An 18,518-nucleotide genomic window follows, 5' to 3' on the forward strand; every position below is an offset into this window, starting at 1 on the left:
TAAAGCCGGGTGAATGGTCATGGCTGAAATATCCTGCCTCCGCTCCCCCGCTTCGCCACTCCCTTGGCAAGAAGGCGACAGATATCTGAGTACTGCCACCACCTTGCATGAGGAGCGTATCTGACTGGATTTGATGTCAACAGTTTGATATTGATGACAACTGCCAGTAGTTGTGCAAGACAGGCACCCCATCTAGGTCTAGACAGGGAGTCTCCCCGGGGCAAGTCTAGATCTTGCCCTGGAGTTAATCTACGCCTTACTGCAACTAAGCTAGGTCAAAGCGGTCTAGATTCATCACCTTATCCCAAGCCGCCACAAAGTCACGCACAAATTTAGGCTGGGCGTCGTGACATCCATAAACTTCTGCCAAGGCTCGGAGTTGAGAGTTTGACCCAAAGATCAGATCGACTCGGGTACCTGTCCACTTCAGGTCGCCAGTTTTGCGGTCGCGTCCTTCAAACACCTCCTGCTCATCCGAGGTCGCCTTCCACACCGTATTGAAATCTAGCAGGTTTGCGAAGAAGTCGTTGGTCAAGGTCTCGGGGCGTTGGGTGAAAACACCGTGCGGGGTGCCGCCAACATTAGTATTCAGCACCCGCATCCCGCCGATCAGCACCGTCATCTCTGGGGCGCTCAGGCTCAGCAGTTGGGCCTTATCCACCAGTAGCTCCTCCGCAGATAGGGTGTGACTACCAGCTTTCAGGTAATTGCGGAACCCGTCAGCCTTCGGCTCTAGGGGCGCAAAGGCTTCCACGTCGGTTTGTTCTTGGGTAGCATCGGCACGTCCCAGTTGGAACGGTACCGTGATGTCATGACCGGCATTTTTGGCGGACTGCTCAATCCCAGCACAGCCACCCAGCACGATCAGATCCGCTAGGGAAACCTGCTTGCCGCCGGTCTGGGATTGGTTGAACGCTTGCTGGATGGTTTCTAGGGTTTGCAGCACGGTCGCCAGTTGGGCGGGTTGATTCACCTCCCAATCTTTCTGCGGTGCCAGGCGAATGCGCGCCCCATTGGCTCCACCGCGCATGTCAGAGCCTCGGAAGGTCGATGCCGATGCCCAGGCAGTCGAGACCAGTTGGGATACGGATAATCCAGAGGACAGAATCTTAACTTTGAGCGCGGCAATCTCTTGGCCATCGATGAGTGGGTGGTTGACAGGGGGAACTGGATCTTGCCAGAGGAACTCGTCTTGGGGTACCTCTGGACCCAGGTAGCGATCGCGCGGGCCCATGTCGCGGTGGGTGAGCTTGAACCAGGCCTTGGCAAAGGCCAGTTCCAGTTCTTCTGGATGCTCTAGAAAGCGCCAGGCAATGGGCTCATAGATGGGATCCATCTTCATGGCCATGTCCGCCGTGGTCATGATTGGCGCATGGCGCTTGCTGGGGTCGTGGGCATCCGGGACGGTATCAGCTCCGGCTCCATCCTTCGGTTGCCACTGGTGGGCACCTGCCGGGCTTTTCACCAGTTCCCACTCGTAGCCAAACAGGTTTTCTAGGTAGTTGTTGTCCCATTTCACCGGGTTGGTCGTCCAAGCCCCTTCGATGCCGCTGGTGGTCGCATGGGCTCCGATGCCGGTACCAAAGCTGTTCCGCCACCCCAGGCCCTGCTCTTCAAGGCTGGCTCCCTCGGGTTCTGGCCCCACGAGGGCGGCATCTCCGGCTCCATGGCATTTCCCAAAGGTATGGCCACCAATCGTCAGCGCCACGGTTTCTTCGTCGTTCATCGCCATGCGACCAAAGGTTTCGCGAATATCTTGACCCGATGCCACTGGGTCAGGATTGCCGTTGGGGCCTTCTGGATTCACATAGATCAGCCCCATTTGTACCGCAGCCAGGGGGTTTTCTAGATCGCGATCGCCACTATAGCGCTCATCTCCCAACCATTCCTCTTCGGATCCCCAGTAAATATCGGTTTCGGGTTCCCAAATATCGGCCCGTCCGCCGGCAAACCCTAGGGTTTTAAAGCCCATGGATTCTAGGGCACAGGTGCCCGCCAAAATCATCAAGTCAGCCCAGGAAATGCTCTCGCCGTATTTCTGCTTAATCGGCCATAGCAGCAGGCGAGCTTTATCGAGGTTGGCGTTATCGGGCCAGCTATTGATCGGCGCAAACCGCTGGTTGCCGGTGCCGCCGCCGCCACGACCATCGCCGATGCGGTAGGTGCCAGCGCTATGCCAGGCCATGCGGATGAACAGCGGCCCGTAGTGACCATAGTCAGCGGGCCACCAGTCTTGGGAATTAGTCATGAGCTCGAATAGGTCTGCTTTGAGGGCAGCGTAATCGAGGCGCTTGAACGCTTCAGCGTAGTTAAACGACTCCCCCATGGGATTGGCTTTAGGGGAATGTTGATGGAGAATCTCCAGGTTTAATCGGTTCGGCCACCAATCTCGGTTAGACGTACCGTGACCAGCCGTCGCTCGTTGAAGTCCACCCATAAACGGGCATTTACTTTCACCGCTCATCATCTCTCCTCGTGAGTACAAGTTTGCAGGATTGCTCTCCATTGACTCTGAGCAGAGAATCGGTGAACCAACGCACTACACCACGTGTTGTTCTCAGGGCCCAATCCATTCTCGAGGCTTCAGCAAGTTGAATCAGAGAACCATTGAAGAGCGCTATAGTCATCGTCACATTAGTTGGGACGTCAAGAAACCGTGAAGACCTTGAACGCTTTAAACATTCATGTAGCAATAGCTTAACGATACTGACAACATCCGTGACAGCTAGCCAATGTTAGCGCTAATTGATTAAGTCGCTGAAACTCCCATCTGGCAGGGCTTTCAGGAAAACTGTTTAATGCAGTCCCCGTAACCCAGAACCCTTGATATACAAAGGATACAAGCAGCTTAAGATTTACTTTATAAATCAGCTCTTAGACCAACATTTTTCGACCTAACACTCCGCTAGGACGTGATATTCAACTCAGAATCTGGCTAATCATCCCGGCTGGGGATGTTAGACTGCTTCAAGATCCACCCGTCAAGCTAAATGTCAAGCTAAAAAGTAGTTAGATGGTGTTGCAGAATGGTGAGCAGCTAAAATGAGATTTTCAGCTTTGATATGACACCTATCGGAACCGTCGAAAGCTTATGGTGCTACCCAGTTAAAAGTATGCGCGGCGTGGAAATGCCCGAAATCTTTATGGGATTTTCAGGTATCCACGGCGATCGCTGCTATGCCTTCAAAAGTTCTACTGCCCGCAAAGGATTTCCTTATTTGAACGCGAATGTGCAGCAACAAATGTTGCAGTATCGTCCACAATATCGCTACCCAGAACGAGCCTGGAAGCCACCAAATTTAATTGAAGCAGCAAGCATCACACCAGGGGTGACACCTGCTAACAGTGATCCAGAAGACATGATTGTGGACATAGTCACTCCATCAGGCAAGATTGTTTCTGTCGATGACCCAGAACTGGTGCAACTCCTAGGTGAAGGACTCAACGAAAAGACCCAACTACATCTTGTGCGTTCAGACCGAGCTTTAACCGATTGCCGCCCAATTTCGTTAATCAGCTTATCCACGATTCGACAAATCGAATTAGAATGCTCAATACTAATTGATAAGCGTCGTTTTCGAGCCAACATCTACTTCGATTTTGTATCAGATGAAATCGGATTTACTGAAGATAATTTTGTCGGTCGCCGTCTACGGATTGGTTCAACCGCGACGGTCATGGTTCTTGAGCGCGACCCGCGTTGTAAGATGATTTCGCTCGATCCAGAGACAGGTGCGCATAATCCAGAAGTTTCACGGAACGTTGCCCAAGCACATGGAAACTTCGCTGGACTTTATTGCGCGGTTTTAGTTGAAGGAGTATTGAAAAAAGGCGATCGCATCGAATTGGAAACAGCTTGATGTTACGTGTCGGCTTCGGCTTCTTCCGGCAGTATTTAACGCACTTAAAGCAACAACATCTAACAATCCCGTTGCGCATTGACTGTTGAGGGTCTTCTCGTTGAGTTCAAGAGGTGTTAACAGCGGCTGAACTTGGTCTACTATCCAATCCAGTCAGACACGTCATAGATTCAAAGCAGTGGCAGTACCCTTTTTCTGCATTCTCTGCACAGAAGGGGATAAACCTACGGAGCTATTTTTATTCGCTCAGATAAACCAGAAGGCTATGACCTTAATGAAGGGCAGTGAAGGCATTGTTATAAGAGAATATTGTTATAGGATAATGCTGATGACTTTTGAGCCCATTTTATTGGCCGTTGCTGGTCACGATATTAGGTGGGACATAGCCAAGGATTCACAATCACAGTGCGATCGCTGCCGGTGCACATGGTACGGTATGGGGCTGGTCTAGTGGATAGAGCGAGTTTAGTTGTTGCTCAGAAACAAGACATACTTCAATGCTTAGACGTAGGAACATGACCGCTTAACGTAGACAAAAGATTGCCCACCCCAGAACCAGCAGGGTTGGCACCAGTCTAAGGCTTCGCCAGCGGTAGCCTGGGGTGGATACCTTGGTTGGGAACAACGCTCGAAGCTGCCACAGCCGACGCATGGACAATCCAACCAACAGAGCCAGTAGCCACCACCACAGGGCAATGGGTAGCCACTGCCAAGGGCCTAGTTGATAGCTGAGAGCCAATATCAGCAGGGTTTCTACACCATTTTTAATGCATTCAAAGCGATCGCCCTGTCTTGGAGGGTAAGCCAGCGACCAAGCCTGGACAATTAACATACCACCCAGAAAAGCCGTCAACATCAGAGTGCCAAAGGAAATGTCAGGAGAGGGCAGAGCCTGGCCAGTCAACAGTGCAGCAGCAACCTGATTACCCTGGGCATCGCTGGTGCTAGTCAACAACACCAACCCGCGCCCCGCTTCTGGTAGCCAACCTAAAAAAGCGTAGTAGCCGCCCGTGCGTCCATTGTGCATGACCATGGGTGCATCCTCCAGCTCTGTAAACACCCAACCCAAGCCGAAGTTGGGCTCACAGTCTTTGCTGTAGGGTTGCAAGCTCAGGGCCAGCGGTGGCCAGTCCGCCGCCATTGCCGCTGCCAAAAATCGGCCCATATCCGTCACCGTAGATTTGAGACCTCCGGCTGGGGCGTAGGCATCGAGTTGCCAATTGGCAGTCGGTAGGGTGTTTTCTCGGTGCCCCTGAGCTAGGCGCTCCGTGGTCTCAGGGTCAAGGGCGAAGTGGGTGTCCGCAAGCCCCAAGGGAGTTAGTACTTGGGTTTGCACCAAGGCTTCATAGGGCTGCCCCGCTGCGGTTGCTAGCAGTTGGCCCAACAGGGCAGGCCCCAAATTGGAATATTGACAAGTTGCAGGTTCTGAATCGGTGGGAGCGATCGCCCGATACAGATCCTCCGGGCGACTACCACGATAGGGATTGGCGGGGTAGAGGATAGCCTTCAAGCTTTTGGAGAGGGGCAGTCGGGGGAGACCAGCAGTGTGGGAGGCCAAGGACTGGAGAGAAATAGGAAAGCTGGCATCTCCCGGCAGCAGTTCATCGATTGGCGTACTCAGGGTCACCACCCCCTGGTTAACCTGGTCGGCCAGCAGTAGTGCCGTAAACACCTTGGTAATCGACCCAATTTCAAACAGTGTGTCTGCCGTCGGCACTGGGTGGGTGGAGTTCCCTGTCTTGCCTGCAAACGCCATCTCAGTTCCATCAGGAGTCATCAACAGCGCCGCCACGGCCCGTGTCCCTAGGCCCTGGGCAGCATAGTCTGCCACCTGCTGCTGTAGGGTTAGGGCAGGCTGGGTCAACCCTAGGGAGCAAACACTGACCCAGCTCACCAGGCCCAGAAGTAAACCGATAAAAGCGTAGTGTTTTAGATGAACCATGCCCTAGACCTAGCATTTCTACTGGCATTTTAGTGACGTAGCCAAGCATCCTCTATGACCTTTCGCCCGCCGTTACCCCAGAATCCGCAGCAGCGTAGCCACATCATGTAGAAGACTTGCCTGTGAACTATCCTTGAAGAATCTTGATAGAGCGATCGTTCCGGATGACCAAGACAACTTAGCGCAAACTGTTGAGTACAACAACCTAGTATCAACTCCATCCCATTGCCTAGATGGGAATGTGCTGCCAGTCTTGATAGATTTAATCGAGAGAGTCCGCATATCAACACTTTGCAATAAGTTTTAAAGAAAGCTTGCAAACCGTGAGGGAGCGCTTTACTCTGATTGAATGCATTGATCTGGGTACAGATCAAGCCCCTAAGAGATTTGGCTTTGCGAATCGACTGGGTTCTTAACGCTAGTAAGGGAGAAATCGGTTCATTGTCTCGTCGTTATTTATTCACGTCTGAATCTGTTACCGAGGGGCATCCCGACAAAATTTGTGATCAAATTTCGGATGCTATCCTAGACGCACTCCTGACTGCTGATCCCACCAGTCGAGTTGCGGCTGAAACGGTGGTCAATACAGGTCTTGTATTGATTACAGGAGAAATCTCATCCACGGCTCCGGTTAACTACGTTGACGTGGTTCGCCAAAAAATTGCTGAAATTGGCTACACCGATGCAAACAATGGCTTTTCGGCTAGTAGCTGTTCGGTTATTTTGGCGATCGATGAGCAATCTCCTGATATTGCTCAAGGGGTTGATCAGGCCCATGAGAGCCGAGAACAAGCCAGTGATGAAGAGCTCGATGCGATCGGCGCTGGTGACCAAGGGTTGATGTTTGGGTTTGCCTGCAATGAAACCCCGGAATTGATGCCATTGCCCATTAGCTTGGCTCACCGGATTTCTCGCAGCCTAGCGTCAGTTCGTAAGTCTGAACAGTTGCCCTACCTGCGTCCAGATGGCAAGACCCAGGTGACGGTCTTATATGAAGATGGTAAGCCCGTGGGCATTGATACCATCTTGGTATCTACCCAACATACGCCCACCATTGATGCCATTACCGATGATGCCGGGGTGCAGGCGCGTATTCGCGAAGACCTGTGGGAAGCCGTAGTCACATCGGCTTTTTCTGACCTCAGCCTACGGCCTAGCGATCGCACTCGTTTCTTGGTGAATCCAACGGGCAAGTTTGTCATTGGTGGACCTCAAGGCGACTCAGGGCTAACGGGTCGTAAGATTATCGTCGATACCTACGGCGGTTATTCTCGCCACGGCGGCGGTGCCTTCTCGGGCAAAGATCCCACCAAGGTGGATCGAAGCGCAGCCTATGCGAGTCGTTATGTCGCTAAAAACATTGTGGCTGCAGGTCTTGCCGAGAAATGTGAGGTGCAGCTCAGCTATGCCATTGGGGTGGCGCGTCCAGTGAGCATCATGGTAGACACCTTCGGCACGGGCAAGGTTGAAGAAGAGCAACTGTTGGATTTGGTCAGACGGCACTTTGAGCTACGTCCAGCGGGCATCATCCAAGCTTTCAATCTGACGCGCCTACCTGCGCAATTTGGCGGTAAGTTCTACCAAAATGTGGCGGCCTATGGCCACTTTGGACGCACCGATCTAGATCTACCGTGGGAGCAAACCGATAAGGCAGAGCTTCTTCGGGAAGAAGCTGCTACGTCGCTGGTTGTCTAAGGACAATTGGTCTAAGGACGATTCCCCCATTCATACCTGCGCCCTAACTTCCGGTGAGCGATCGCTAAGGTTGGGGCGCTCTTTTTATGGAGGGCGATCGCCTAGTAAGACGCATCCTATCAAGTCTATAGCCACGTCATTCAAAAACTATCTTTCCGATTCAACGAACGGAGACGAGTTTGCATTGGCATCGGTATCTGGCACAGGGGCTAAGGCTTCTACCTCAAATTGGTAGAGAGCATCACTATCTTGGAAGGGTAAATCGGCCACCGAGTGAATGTAGTTTCGCTCTAGCAGCGCCTCTCCCAGGCGAGTGGCTTCTAAGCGGGTGCCTTTGTGGTGACGCACCAACCAGGTTACCGCTTCAGCACCGGTAAAGCTTTTGGGGTAAAGATTGAGACGGTAGCGGTGCTTTTTCAATGCGACACCCTCTTCGCCGGCCATCGCTTGGGCGATCGCTTTTAGATTATCCTCGTAGGTTTGGGCAAGCTGCGTTGGATCGGGTTCTGTGGCAATCAGCAACGCCATGCCATTCCGTACAATTTGCTGCAGCCGCATCACAATACCCCCAGCCGCCACCCCCCAACCAACACAGAGCAGTAGCGTTACGCCTCGATTCAGTAGGGGAATATCGCCATACCCAGACAGGGCTGCCAGCATTTTCACAAACCCCACCCCCAGGGCAAGGGCCACAATTCCGCCAGGAATGGCGCTACGGAGGGATTGAACGGTCATGACCATCTGCCTGCGTTAACCATCCTTTCGATCCTAGGTGATCGGGCCATGGGCCTGTCAACCGCCTAAAGAGCGATCCAGCCAGGTCAGCAACCTGAACAGCAAGAATTTTCTCCCATGGAGAAGAGTTAGCAGCGATCGCCCTTGTTAAGCACCCGTTTCCAACACCCGTTTTAAACACCCACCGCCACGAGGGTCGCCTGCTGTAGATCCAGCGCCTGTTGCAGCACCTCCGCACCAGCTCCCATTTGGCAAGACTGTTCCGTGAGATGGCGACGCCAAAGACGGCTACCGGGTTGCCCCGCAAAAAGGTGGATCATATGGCGGGTAATTTTGTTCAGCTTCTGACCGCGATCGCTCCACCGTTGCACATAGGGCAGCATGGCGGCCACCACCTGGGCACGGCTGGGGGGGGCGATCGCTTCTCCATAGATATCGCGATCGACGGTGGCAAAGAGGTAGGGATGATCATAGGCAGCGCGGCCGATCATCACGGCGTCTACGGCTGTGAGGTGCTGGGCGACTTGCTCTAGGGTAGTGATGCCGCCGTTCACCTCGATCCATAGATGGGGAAACTCTTGCTTGAGGCGATAGACATCGTCATAGCGCAGGGGCGGCACGGTGCGGTTTTCCTTGGGGCTGAGACCCTGCAGCCAGGCCTTGCGGGCATGGACGGTAAAGTGTTGACAGCCGGCTTGGGCAACGGTGGCCACAAACTGCACCATATCCTCATAGCGATCGTGATCATCAATGCCAATGCGATGCTTGACGGTCACCGGCAGACGAGTAGCGGCTTTCATGGCAGCCACCCCTTCCGCTACCAGCTCCGGCTGGGCCATGAGACAGGCTCCAAAGTTGCCAGTCTGCACCCGATCGCTAGGGCAACCCACATTCAGATTCACCTCGTCGTAGCCCATCTCCTCCGCAATCTGGGCACAGCGGGCCAGGTCTTGAGGACGATCGCCCCCGATTTGCAGCGCTAACGGTTTCTCCTCGGGCGAAAATCCCAATAGATGGTCGCGATCGCCATGGAGAATGGCAGCCGTGGTCACCATTTCGGTATAGAGCAAGGTACGGCGCGTGATCTGCCGCATGAAATAGCGATAATGGCGATCGGTGCGATCCATCATCGGCGCAATGCTCAGCGGATTGCCCACCGGAGCAATCGCCGCAGCTAAAGGAGACAGGTTAGACAAAGCACAATTCCAAACAGACTTACATCCACTCTGCCGTGGGTCTGATGCGATCGTCAAGCCACCTCACCCCATGGTTTGCATGAGCATTTGAAAGGTAGCGGTGTTGCGTACCGGATCAAAATTAGAGTCGGTTTTCGCCATCACCTTATATAGATTGGGGCTGAGGATAATAGCCCGCTTCAGGCATTTGAGGGCGTGGGCAGCATCATCGAGGCTGGCGAAGGATGACGCCTTGCCATACCAAGCTTGAGGATTGTTGTTCATGCATTTGAGGGAATTATCAAAGCTAGCGATCGCTTCCTCATGGCGATTGAGCTTAGCCAGCACCGTCCCCCGCTGATTCCATGCGTAGTAGCAGGTTTGTTTAATGGTCAGAGCGGTGTCGAGACTGGTGAGCGCATCGCCATAGCGCCGCAGCGACACCAGCGAAACAGCCCGGTTGTACCAGGCCCGGTAGTTATCAGGGCGGAGCTCCACGGTTTTCTCAAAGCACACCATCGCCTCTTTATAGCGATAGAGCCCCATCAGAGCATGGCCCTTGTTGTACCAAATCTTGTAGTCATCGGGACTGTGGGTAATGGCTTGGTCGAAACTGGTGATCGCTTCTTCAAACTGCTCCATGCGCGTTTGGGCCAACCCGCGGCCATGCCAGGCTAGCGCGTAGGACGAACAATAGCGAATCGCCTGATCAAAGCTAGCGACGGCTTCTACAAATGCCCCCATTTTAGACAGCGCATAGCCCCGTCGGCTCCAAGCTTCATGGTTATCTGGGCAGGTTTTCAGATATTTATCAAACTTAGCGATCGCCCCTTCATAGCGATGAATTTTGTACAATGTGTTGCCCTGGCTAAACCAGGTATGGGCGTCACTATTATTAGTCATGGTAGAGCGCATACAAAAGCCCTAGCTAAATGGCGGAATTGAGCAATGTAAAGCGGCCCATCAGCAAACCTGATGGCACGCCCGATGATGGAGACATAGCATCTAAACCCGTACCCGCCGGAGGCAACAACGGTAGGTCAATTCATGGGAAAATCGACCGCTTACAACCCTTTATGGACTCAGGGGCAACATGCATTCTACTGACCACCGTAGGCCGTAGCTGTGTCTAACATGCATGGATTCCTAAGGGCAAGTACCCCACGGATGGAGTAGAAAAAGCAGTGCGATATCAATGTAGTGCAACCCTATATGACATTCAGACCTGATTTTTTCAGCTTATCACCGCTGTCTTCTAAATGACATCCGCAAACTCTACACTTACGGGATATTTGCATCCAGGAGGATTAGTATGAAGTTTTGAAGAATTTTATCAGTGAATGGTGAGCGATCGCCCATTGCTCAACGCCACCGTTCACCAGACAATGGAGCAGGACAGCAATGGGGAACGTCCTATCGAAAACCCCGCGCACATGATGGAAGGATATGGGCCATGGCAGACGCGATCGCATACCGGATTGAGAAAGACTCGATGGGAGAACGCCAAATCCCTGATGCCGTCTACTACGGCATTCAAACCCTACGGGCAACAGAGAACTTTCCCATCAGCGGTCTGCGCCCTCTGCCCACCTATGTAGACGCCTGTTTGCTGATCAAAAAAGCAACGGCGATCGCCAATGCAGAACTGGGCTGCATTCCTGCCGACCTCAGCCAAGCGATCGTGCAAGCGGCCGATGAAATTCTTCAGGGTAGCCTGCGGGATCAGTTTGTGGTGGATGTGTACCAAGCCGGAGCTGGCACCTCCCACCATATGAATGTTAACGAGGTGCTGGCCAACCGCGCCTTAGAGCTCTTGGGCGACCAGAAGGGGAACTACACCCGCGTCAGCCCCAACGACCATGTCAACTATGGGCAATCCACCAACGACGTGATTCCCACAGCCATTCGCATTGGCGGCCTGCTGGCCCTAGAACACTCGCTCTATCCAGCCCTCACCGACGCGATCGCTGCCCTAGATGCGAAAGCAGAGGAATTCCACGCCGTGGTTAAGTCAGGCCGCACCCACCTGCAAGATGCCGTACCCGTGCGCTTGGGCGAAACCTTTAAAGCCTGGGCCCAGATTCTCACCGACCATTTCAACCGCCTGGAAGCCGCCGCCCAAGGCCTGACCATTCTAGGGATTGGGGGCAGCGCCGCTGGCACAGGATTGAACACCCATCCCCAATACCGCTATCGAGTCACTCAACTGCTCAGCGACTTGATGGGCCAGCCCCTGAAACCCGCCCCCCATCTGATGGCAGCCATGCAAAGTATGGCCCCGTTTGTGGCGGTGTCTGGAGCTTTGCGGAACCTGGCGCAGGATTGCGTCAAGATATCCCACGATCTGCGCTTGATGGATTCTGGCCCCAAAACCGGTCTGAAGGAAATCCAACTGCCGCCGGTGCAGCCTGGTTCTTCGATTATGCCGGGTAAGTATAACCCGGTGATGGCAGAAATGACCTCTATGGTTTGCTTCCAAGTGATGGGTTACGACAGTGCGATCGCTCTGGCAGCCCAGGCCGGACAACTGGAACTCAACGTGATGATGCCGCTGATTGCCTACGATCTCATCCACAGTATCGAAATCCTTGGCAACACCCTGGCCGCCCTCACCCATCGCTGCATCCGAGGCATTGTCGCCCAGAGCGATCGCTGCCATGACTATGCCGAGGGCAGCCTAGCGCTGGTGACGGCTCTGAATCCCCATATTGGTTACCTAAATGCCGCAGCGATCGCCAAGGAATCGCTCGAAACGGGTAAATCCCTGCGGCAACTGGTGCTGGAGAAGCAGTTGATGAGTCCCGAGGATCTGGCCCAGGTGCTCGATCTGGACACCATGAGCTTGCCGCCCAAACCGTCTATCTGAGCTTGGGTTCCAACACAAGGAGTAGTGTAGAGTGCTGTTAGGCGAAGCCGTAACGCACTGTCTCGCAAAGCTTTAATGCGTACGCGATCGCTTGAGCATCCTACACATCTAGATAAGCTTTTATGTATGTTGCTGTTTAGCGAAGCCATCATGTACTGTTTTGTAAGGCTTTAATGCGTTACGCGATCGCGATCGCATCCTACATCTCAATCACTTCAAAATGTCGCTGCATATTATCAAGATGCTTCAAAGTCTCTCGCCCTCGGGGAGAGGGATTTAGGGTGAGGGCACAATGTAGCAGGTCATCAGAGAACTGTACAACATACTGTTTTGCAACGCTTTGATGCGTTTCGCTGTCGCGAACGCATCCTACAGATCGATCCATGGAAAAGGGCTAGAGCAAGGACTATATCCTGGATCTAACCCTTTAACCAGATTGGATAGATGAGGTAAAGCCTAGGAAACGGCCACTTTCTCCTGGGCTAGGAACTGCTCTAGCTGGTCTAGGGCTTCGGCATCAACCTTAGTTTGCATGGGGCAGAATTTGGGCCCACACATAGAGCAAAATTCCGCTGTTTTATAGATATCGGCGGGTAGGGTTTCGTCGTGATACTCCCGAGCGCGATCGGGGTCGAGGGAGAGTTCAAACTGGCGGTTCCAGTCAAAGTTGTAGCGCGCATGGGATAGGGCATCATCGCGATCGCGGGCTCCCGGTCGATGGCGAGCGACGTCGGCGGCATGGGCGGCAATTTTGTAGGCAATCAGGCCATTGCGCACATCCTCCGCATTGGGCAAACCCAGATGTTCCTTGGGTGTCACATAGCAGAGCATGGCGGTGCCATACCAACCGGCCATGGCGGCTCCAATGGCGGAGGTAATATGGTCATAGCCCGGTGCGATGTCGGTCACCAGCGGGCCTAGGACATAAAACGGCGCTTCGGAACATTCCTCCATTTGTTTGCGCACATTAAACTCAATTTGATCCATAGGTACATGCCCCGGCCCTTCCACCATGACCTGCACATCCTGAGCCCAAGCGCGGCGGGTCAGGTCACCCAGAGTTTTTAATTCAGCTAACTGGGCCGCATCGGAGGCATCGTGCAGGCAGCCTGGTCGCAGGGAGTCGCCTAGACTGAAGGACACATCATAGCGTTTGAAGATTTCGATGATGTCATCAAAGTGGCTATAGAGGGGATTTTGCCGATGGTGGTGCAGCATCCAGCGGGCAATAATGCCGCCACCCCGCGATACGATGCCGGTAATCCGGTTTTTCACCAAGGGCAAATGCTCGATCAAAATGCCCGCATGGATGGTCATATAGTCCACGCCTTGCTGGGCATGTTTTTCGATGATGTGCAGAAAATCATCGGGGGTGAGCTGTTCGATCGCCCCATGCACCGACTCTAGAGCCTGGTAAATGGGCACCGTGCCAATGGGAATGGGCGAGGCTTGGATGATGGCGGTGCGAATGGCATCCAGGTCACCGCCGCCGGTGGATAGATCCATCAACGTATCTGCACCATATTTAACCGCTAACTGTAGCTTGGCTACTTCGTCATCCAAGTTGGATGAGTTGGGTGACGCGCCGATATTGGCATTGACCTTGCAGGTGGCGGCGATGCCGATACCCATGGGTTCCAGATTGGCATGGTTGATGTTGGCGGGAATAATCATCCGCCCCCGCGCCACTTCAGCTTGGATGAGTTCCGGGGATAGGTTTTCCCGTTGCGCCACATAGCGCATTTCTTCGGTCAAGATGCCCTGCCGAGCATAGTGCATCTGCGTCACGATCGGCTGACCGCGACGAGGGCTAACCCACGATTCACGCATATTTAATTCCTCAGATAGTCGCTTCCCTCCGCCGGTATGAGCCGGACTCAGGTTCTCAGGGTATATTCTCAGCCTGGTTTCCCAGACACCCCTAGCGGTTGTGAATTTAATCTACCATGCCGTGTCCTAGGTCAACAAGGTCGTTACAAAAGGATGGCGATCGCAACACTTATTGATGAACTGATGAACTTGGGTTGAGAGGATGGGTGAACAGGGGGGCGATCGCCTTGGGGGGAACTGCCATAAGTACCGTTAGATGGAAGCATCCACCAATCTAGGTGTATGGCAGTCAAGATGATTGACGGTATTCTAAAGATCATCACGTCATCGCTTGTATCGTTGTGAACACGTAGATGCTTTAGGGAATGGTAACGATGGATCATCTTGAATATCCGTAAGCTCAACCTTCAATAGGGAATGAAGACTGGCTGGACTGATGGATGGCTATCTACTTTTGTGATTGTTAATCGCCACTCAAATCGGGGTAATCAACCATGACTGATGTTTTCCTCTCCTACTGTCGCCGTAATCAAGCGTTTGCTGGAAAGCTATATCAACACCTTACCCAAGATGGCAAAGCAGTATGGGTGGACTGGAACGATATTCCACCCAATGCCGATTGGCGGCTAGAAATTGCGGAAGGTATTCAAAAAGCCCATACCGTTATTTTTGTTCTCAGTCCAGAGTGGCTAGCGTCCTATGAGTGTAATGTTGAGCTAGAGCAGGCCGTTGCCCTGAATAAGCGATTGCTGCCTATTGTCTGTCAGGACGTGCAATATAAAGATGTTTCTCCTACCTTAGCGGCACTCAACTGGATCTTTTTTCGAGATACAGATGATTTTAAAACAGCCTATCGAGCGCTGATCACGGCCCTAGATACAGATTTAGACCATGTAAAATACCACACCAAACTATTGGCGCGATCGCTGGAATGGGATAAGCGCGATCGCGACCCTAGTTTTCTGCTTCAAGGATCGCTGTTGAGCGAGGCAGAACTATGGTTGACCACGTCCCAGGGTAAAAGTCCCCTGCCAACTCAACTTCAGTCTGAATACGTAGTCACCAGCAGCCAAAAGCGATCGCAACGGCAACGGATCACAATTGTGGGTGCAACAGTGGGTTTTGTGATTGCCTGTGGATTAGCGATTACCGCCTTTGCTCAGTATCACGTGGCGGAGCGAGAACGACGGTTAGTGGAAGAACTGCAAACGGCGACGCTGAGTGAGACAGCCAGGGCAACGTTTACAACCCATGATCAGCTACGAGGTTTGTTGGCTAGCACTAAGGCCAATATCCATCTAGCTGAGTTGGGATGGATCACGTCAGATAACCCTATTCATCAAAGCACAGAAGATAATCTTAGATATCTTTTTCAGCTAATAACCGAACAAAATCGCATGGAAGACCATGTTGACCTGATTACAAACCTGCATGTGAGACCAGATGGACAAATGGTATCGTCAACGAGTGCAGATAACACCATCAAGCTATGGCGTCCGGATGGCAGTTTGGTAACAACCCTTGAGGGACATGAGGGAACCGTCTGGACAGCCATTTTTTCCCGAGATGGGCAGCGACTGGCCTCGTCTAGTGATGATGGAACGGTAAAAATCTGGAGCGTTGATGGCACCTTATTGAATACCCTAACCTATGATGCGCCCCTATGGAGTGTGGATTTTAATGCGGCCGGCGATACCTTAGCGATCGCTTCTGCCGATTCAACCATTCGCTTAGTTGACCTAGAAGGGAATGAGCTCCGGCGATGGTCAGTTGGACAAGATAAGGTGTTTAGCATTCGCTTTTCACCCGATGGTCAGCAACTCATCTCTGGCAGTGGTGACAAAATTGCTCGCCTTTGGGATTTAGATGGATCGTTATTGCAGGCGTTTGAAGGTCATGAGGGCGAAATCTGGGCCGTACGCTTCTCGCCTGATGGACAACGCATTGCAACCGCTAGTGCTGATGATACCTTACGGCTCTGGGATATTCAGGGTAATCTCTTGAGAGTTCTAGAAGGACATACATCTGGAGTCATTAGTGCAAATTTCAGTTCCGATGGACAACGCTTAGTTTCGGCTAGTGCAGATCATACAGTGCGAGTTTGGTCTACAGAAACGGGGCTGCTGATCGACACCTTTCGCCATTTAGATATTGCCTCTGGAGCTGCATTCCTTGATCGAGATACCGTTGTATCCACCAGCTATGATAAGACGCTGCGAATCTGGAACATCGCCGGAGAATTATACCAGGATATTCAAGGGCATACTCGTCGGGTGCTCAGTGTTGCTATAAGCGGAGATGGAGAGGCGATCGCTTCCACCAGCACCGATACCACTATCCAAATCTGGCGACGGAATAACCAGAACTTTTTTACCCGAGAGCTAACCATCACACAACCTCAAGGTATTCCTAATTCCGTCAGCTTGGATGCAACCGGTGATTTAATTGTGGTCGGTGGTTCTGACGGTCAGCTTTATCTATGGAATCGCCAAGGTGACCTCCTGCGCACCGTGAATGCCGATACTCAAGAGATACTAAGCGTTCATATCTCCCCTGATGGACAATGGATTGCCTCCGCAGGAGATGATAAGATTATCCGGATATGGACGAGGCAGGGAGAGTTGGCACGAGAGCTATCAGGGCATCGAGAAGGGGTGCGCATGGTAACCTTTTCGCCCGATGGTCAATACCTAGCCTCTGCTAGTAGCGATAATACGGCGCGGATCTGGACGGTGGAGGGAGCGTTGGTTCATACTCTGGAAGGCCATCAGGCAGGTGTCTATAGCGTATCGTTTTCGCCTGATGGACAGCGTTTAGCCTCGGGAAGTATGGATAATACCGTCATCCTTTGGTCGATGAATGGCGAACTGTTGGAACAGTTTACAGCACACCGTTCAGGGGTCACATCGGTTAGTTTTAGTCCTTTCGGTGAGATTTTAGCTTCTGGCAGCTTTGATAATACGGTGAAGCTTTGGTCTCTAGATGGTACATTACTGCAAACCCTAGAGGGACATCAGCAACGAGTGGCAGCGATCGCATTTCATCCTGATGGTGATCGTCTGATCTCGGGTGCCGCCGATCGGGTAGTGAAGATTTGGGATTTGACGGCCGTGCCCGCCACTCCCCTAACCCGCACCGAGTTGATCGACCAAAGCTGTCAGTGGTTAAGTGACTACCTGCGCCACAACCGTCATGTCTTAGAGAGCGATCGCTCCCTTTGCTCTGGTCGTGCTGGCATTGTTGAATGAGGCTATGACATCAGAAGGTGAGCCATCAAGGTCGTGTGAGCGTCTCGCCCACGGTTCTCTATAAGTATGAGTTGCCATTGAAGTCTTTAGGGTCTTCATGGTATGGGTATGGGGGTCAAACCGGGGAATGGGTGGCGATCGCCCTAGATCTTGCTACGATTAGGTACCTCATGGTGATGACCCGCGTTTTCGTCGGCGTGACGTTCCTACTATCCTGCAAAGAAAACTATGGTGACTGAGCCGCTTGTATTGTGTTTGGGCGAAGTGCTGTTTGACCGGATTGCAGACCAGCCCGGTTTGGCGGTGGATGAGGTGGTGTCTTGGACACCCTATCCAGGAGGGGCTCCGGCCAATGTAGCTTGTGCGCTGGTGAAACTGGGTACGGCGGCAGGATTTGTAGGCTGTGTGGGAGAAGATGAGCCGGGGCAAATTTTGGTGGAATTGCTGCGTACCACCGGAGTGAATGGAGTGGGTATTCAGCGCCATGGCACAGCGCCCACCCGTGAGGTCTACGTCGTGCGTTCCCTAGAAGGCGATCGCCAGTTTGCAGGCTTCGGCGATCGCGATACCACGGTCTTTGCTGATACACGCCTACAGGCCGATTTATTGCCCGGTGCCTTGTTTGATGCCGCAGAAATCTTGGTGTTGGGCACCTTGGAACTAGCCTATCCCACCACGCGCCAAGCGATTGATCGGGCCCTAGATTTTGCCGACGATCGCTTCCTCAAGGTGATGATAGATGTGAACTGGCGGCCGATGTTTTGGCCCGATCCTAAACAAGCCAAGTCGTTGATTCGTCAGTATCTTGAACGGGCCGACTTCCTGAAGCTCTCGGATGATGAAGCTCTGTGGCTGTTTAACACCGTAGAACCAGCGGCGATCGCCCATCTGCTGGGGCATGTGGAAGGGGTCTTGGTGACCGCCGGGGAAAAGGGCTGCACCTATTACCTGGGCGACCATGAAGGCAAGCTACCCGCTTTCTCCTTGGATGTGGAGGACACTACCGGCGCGGGCGATAGCTTCTTGGCCGGGTTCATCCATCAACTGTGTCAACGGGGCATGGAGGCTCTCAAGGATGCGGATCAGGTGCGGCAGATGGTCACCTATGCCAGTGCGGTGGGTGCCTTGACTACGTTGAGAGCGGGCGCGATCGCTGCTCAACCAACG

At 52.9% G+C, this 18,518-nt stretch carries 11 protein-coding genes and 1 riboswitch; of the genes, 5 read left to right on the forward strand and 6 right to left on the reverse strand.

What is annotated here, in order from left to right; translation table 11 throughout:
* Window positions 1-265: 265 nt before the first annotated feature.
* On the reverse strand, window positions 266-2,506 hold the full coding sequence (katG, locus tag V6D20_16905; protein ID HEY9817460.1) for a catalase/peroxidase HPI: 2,241 nt from the start codon (window positions 2,504-2,506) through the stop codon (window positions 266-268).
* 556 nt (window positions 2,507-3,062) lie between these two features.
* Between katG and V6D20_16910 the strand changes: the two genes are divergently transcribed.
* Window positions 3,063-3,860: an MOSC domain-containing protein gene (locus tag V6D20_16910; GenBank protein ID HEY9817461.1), complete on the forward strand. Its 798-nt coding sequence runs from the start codon at window positions 3,063-3,065 to the stop codon at window positions 3,858-3,860.
* Between the two features lie 523 nt (window positions 3,861-4,383).
* Here the strand turns inward: V6D20_16910 and V6D20_16915 are convergent.
* On the reverse strand, window positions 4,384-5,802 hold the full coding sequence (locus V6D20_16915) for a serine hydrolase domain-containing protein (protein ID HEY9817462.1): 1,419 nt from the start codon (window positions 5,800-5,802) through the stop codon (window positions 4,384-4,386).
* 441 nt (window positions 5,803-6,243) lie between these two features.
* Between V6D20_16915 and metK the strand changes: the two genes are divergently transcribed.
* Window positions 6,244-7,497, forward strand: a complete 1,254-nt coding sequence (gene metK, locus V6D20_16920; protein HEY9817463.1) for a methionine adenosyltransferase — start codon at window positions 6,244-6,246, stop codon at window positions 7,495-7,497.
* A gap of 147 nt (window positions 7,498-7,644) precedes the next feature.
* Here the strand turns inward: metK and V6D20_16925 are convergent, their stop codons facing one another.
* The 3 genes from V6D20_16925 to V6D20_16935 all read right to left on the reverse strand — a co-directional run bounded on the left by V6D20_16925 (window position 7,645) and on the right by V6D20_16935 (window position 10,310).
* Entirely contained in the window at window positions 7,645-8,232 is a 588-nt protein-coding gene (locus V6D20_16925; protein HEY9817464.1) for a DEP domain-containing protein, read from the reverse strand.
* A gap of 173 nt (window positions 8,233-8,405) precedes the next feature.
* The gene (gene dusA, locus V6D20_16930; GenBank protein ID HEY9817465.1) at window positions 8,406-9,428 is read right to left on the reverse strand and encodes a tRNA dihydrouridine(20/20a) synthase DusA; all 1,023 of its coding nucleotides are present in this window, start codon (window positions 9,426-9,428) and stop codon (window positions 8,406-8,408) included.
* Window positions 9,429-9,491: 63 nt separating this feature from the next.
* The gene (locus V6D20_16935; GenBank protein ID HEY9817466.1) at window positions 9,492-10,310 is read right to left on the reverse strand and encodes a tetratricopeptide repeat protein; all 819 of its coding nucleotides are present in this window, start codon (window positions 10,308-10,310) and stop codon (window positions 9,492-9,494) included.
* A gap of 550 nt (window positions 10,311-10,860) precedes the next feature.
* Between V6D20_16935 and V6D20_16940 the strand changes: the two genes are divergently transcribed.
* Window positions 10,861-12,273, forward strand: a complete 1,413-nt coding sequence (locus V6D20_16940) for an aspartate ammonia-lyase (GenBank protein ID HEY9817467.1) — start codon at window positions 10,861-10,863, stop codon at window positions 12,271-12,273.
* A 456-nt stretch (window positions 12,274-12,729) separates the two neighbouring features.
* Here V6D20_16940 and thiC read toward each other — a convergent pair whose 3' ends face one another.
* A complete protein-coding gene (thiC, locus tag V6D20_16945; GenBank protein HEY9817468.1) occupies window positions 12,730-14,103 on the reverse strand; it encodes a phosphomethylpyrimidine synthase in 1,374 nt (457 codons plus the stop codon).
* A gap of 6 nt (window positions 14,104-14,109) precedes the next feature.
* Window positions 14,110-14,206, reverse strand: a riboswitch (TPP riboswitch).
* 391 nt (window positions 14,207-14,597) lie between these two features.
* Between thiC and V6D20_16950 the strand changes: the two genes are divergently transcribed.
* Together V6D20_16950 and V6D20_16955 are read left to right on the forward strand one after the other, a co-directional pair.
* The gene (locus V6D20_16950) at window positions 14,598-17,351 is read left to right on the forward strand and encodes a TIR domain-containing protein (protein HEY9817469.1); all 2,754 of its coding nucleotides are present in this window, start codon (window positions 14,598-14,600) and stop codon (window positions 17,349-17,351) included.
* A 228-nt stretch (window positions 17,352-17,579) separates the two neighbouring features.
* Window positions 17,580-18,518: carbohydrate kinase (locus V6D20_16955; protein ID HEY9817470.1), on the forward strand; the 939-nt coding region annotated here is incomplete at its 3' end.

The organism is Candidatus Obscuribacterales bacterium (assembly GCA_036703605.1).
In the GTDB taxonomy this organism is placed as follows: domain Bacteria; phylum Cyanobacteriota; class Cyanobacteriia; order RECH01; family RECH01; genus RECH01.

Excerpts from the sequence above, each read along its gene's own strand:
- katG (HEY9817460.1), bottom strand. The coding sequence starts at position 2,506 with ATGGAGAGCAATCCTGCAAACTTGTACTCACGAGGAGAGATGATGAGC.
- V6D20_16910 (HEY9817461.1), top strand. The coding sequence starts at position 3,063 with ATGACACCTATCGGAACCGTCGAAAGCTTATGGTGCTACCCAGTTAAA.
- V6D20_16915 (HEY9817462.1), bottom strand. The coding sequence starts at position 5,802 with ATGGTTCATCTAAAACACTACGCTTTTATCGGTTTACTTCTGGGCCTG.
- V6D20_16925 (HEY9817464.1), bottom strand. The coding sequence starts at position 8,232 with ATGACCGTTCAATCCCTCCGTAGCGCCATTCCTGGCGGAATTGTGGCC.
- V6D20_16935 (HEY9817466.1), bottom strand. The coding sequence starts at position 10,310 with ATGACTAATAATAGTGACGCCCATACCTGGTTTAGCCAGGGCAACACA.
- V6D20_16940 (HEY9817467.1), top strand. The coding sequence starts at position 10,861 with ATGGCAGACGCGATCGCATACCGGATTGAGAAAGACTCGATGGGAGAA.
- thiC (HEY9817468.1), bottom strand. The coding sequence starts at position 14,103 with ATGCGTGAATCGTGGGTTAGCCCTCGTCGCGGTCAGCCGATCGTGACG.
- V6D20_16950 (HEY9817469.1), top strand. The coding sequence starts at position 14,598 with ATGACTGATGTTTTCCTCTCCTACTGTCGCCGTAATCAAGCGTTTGCT.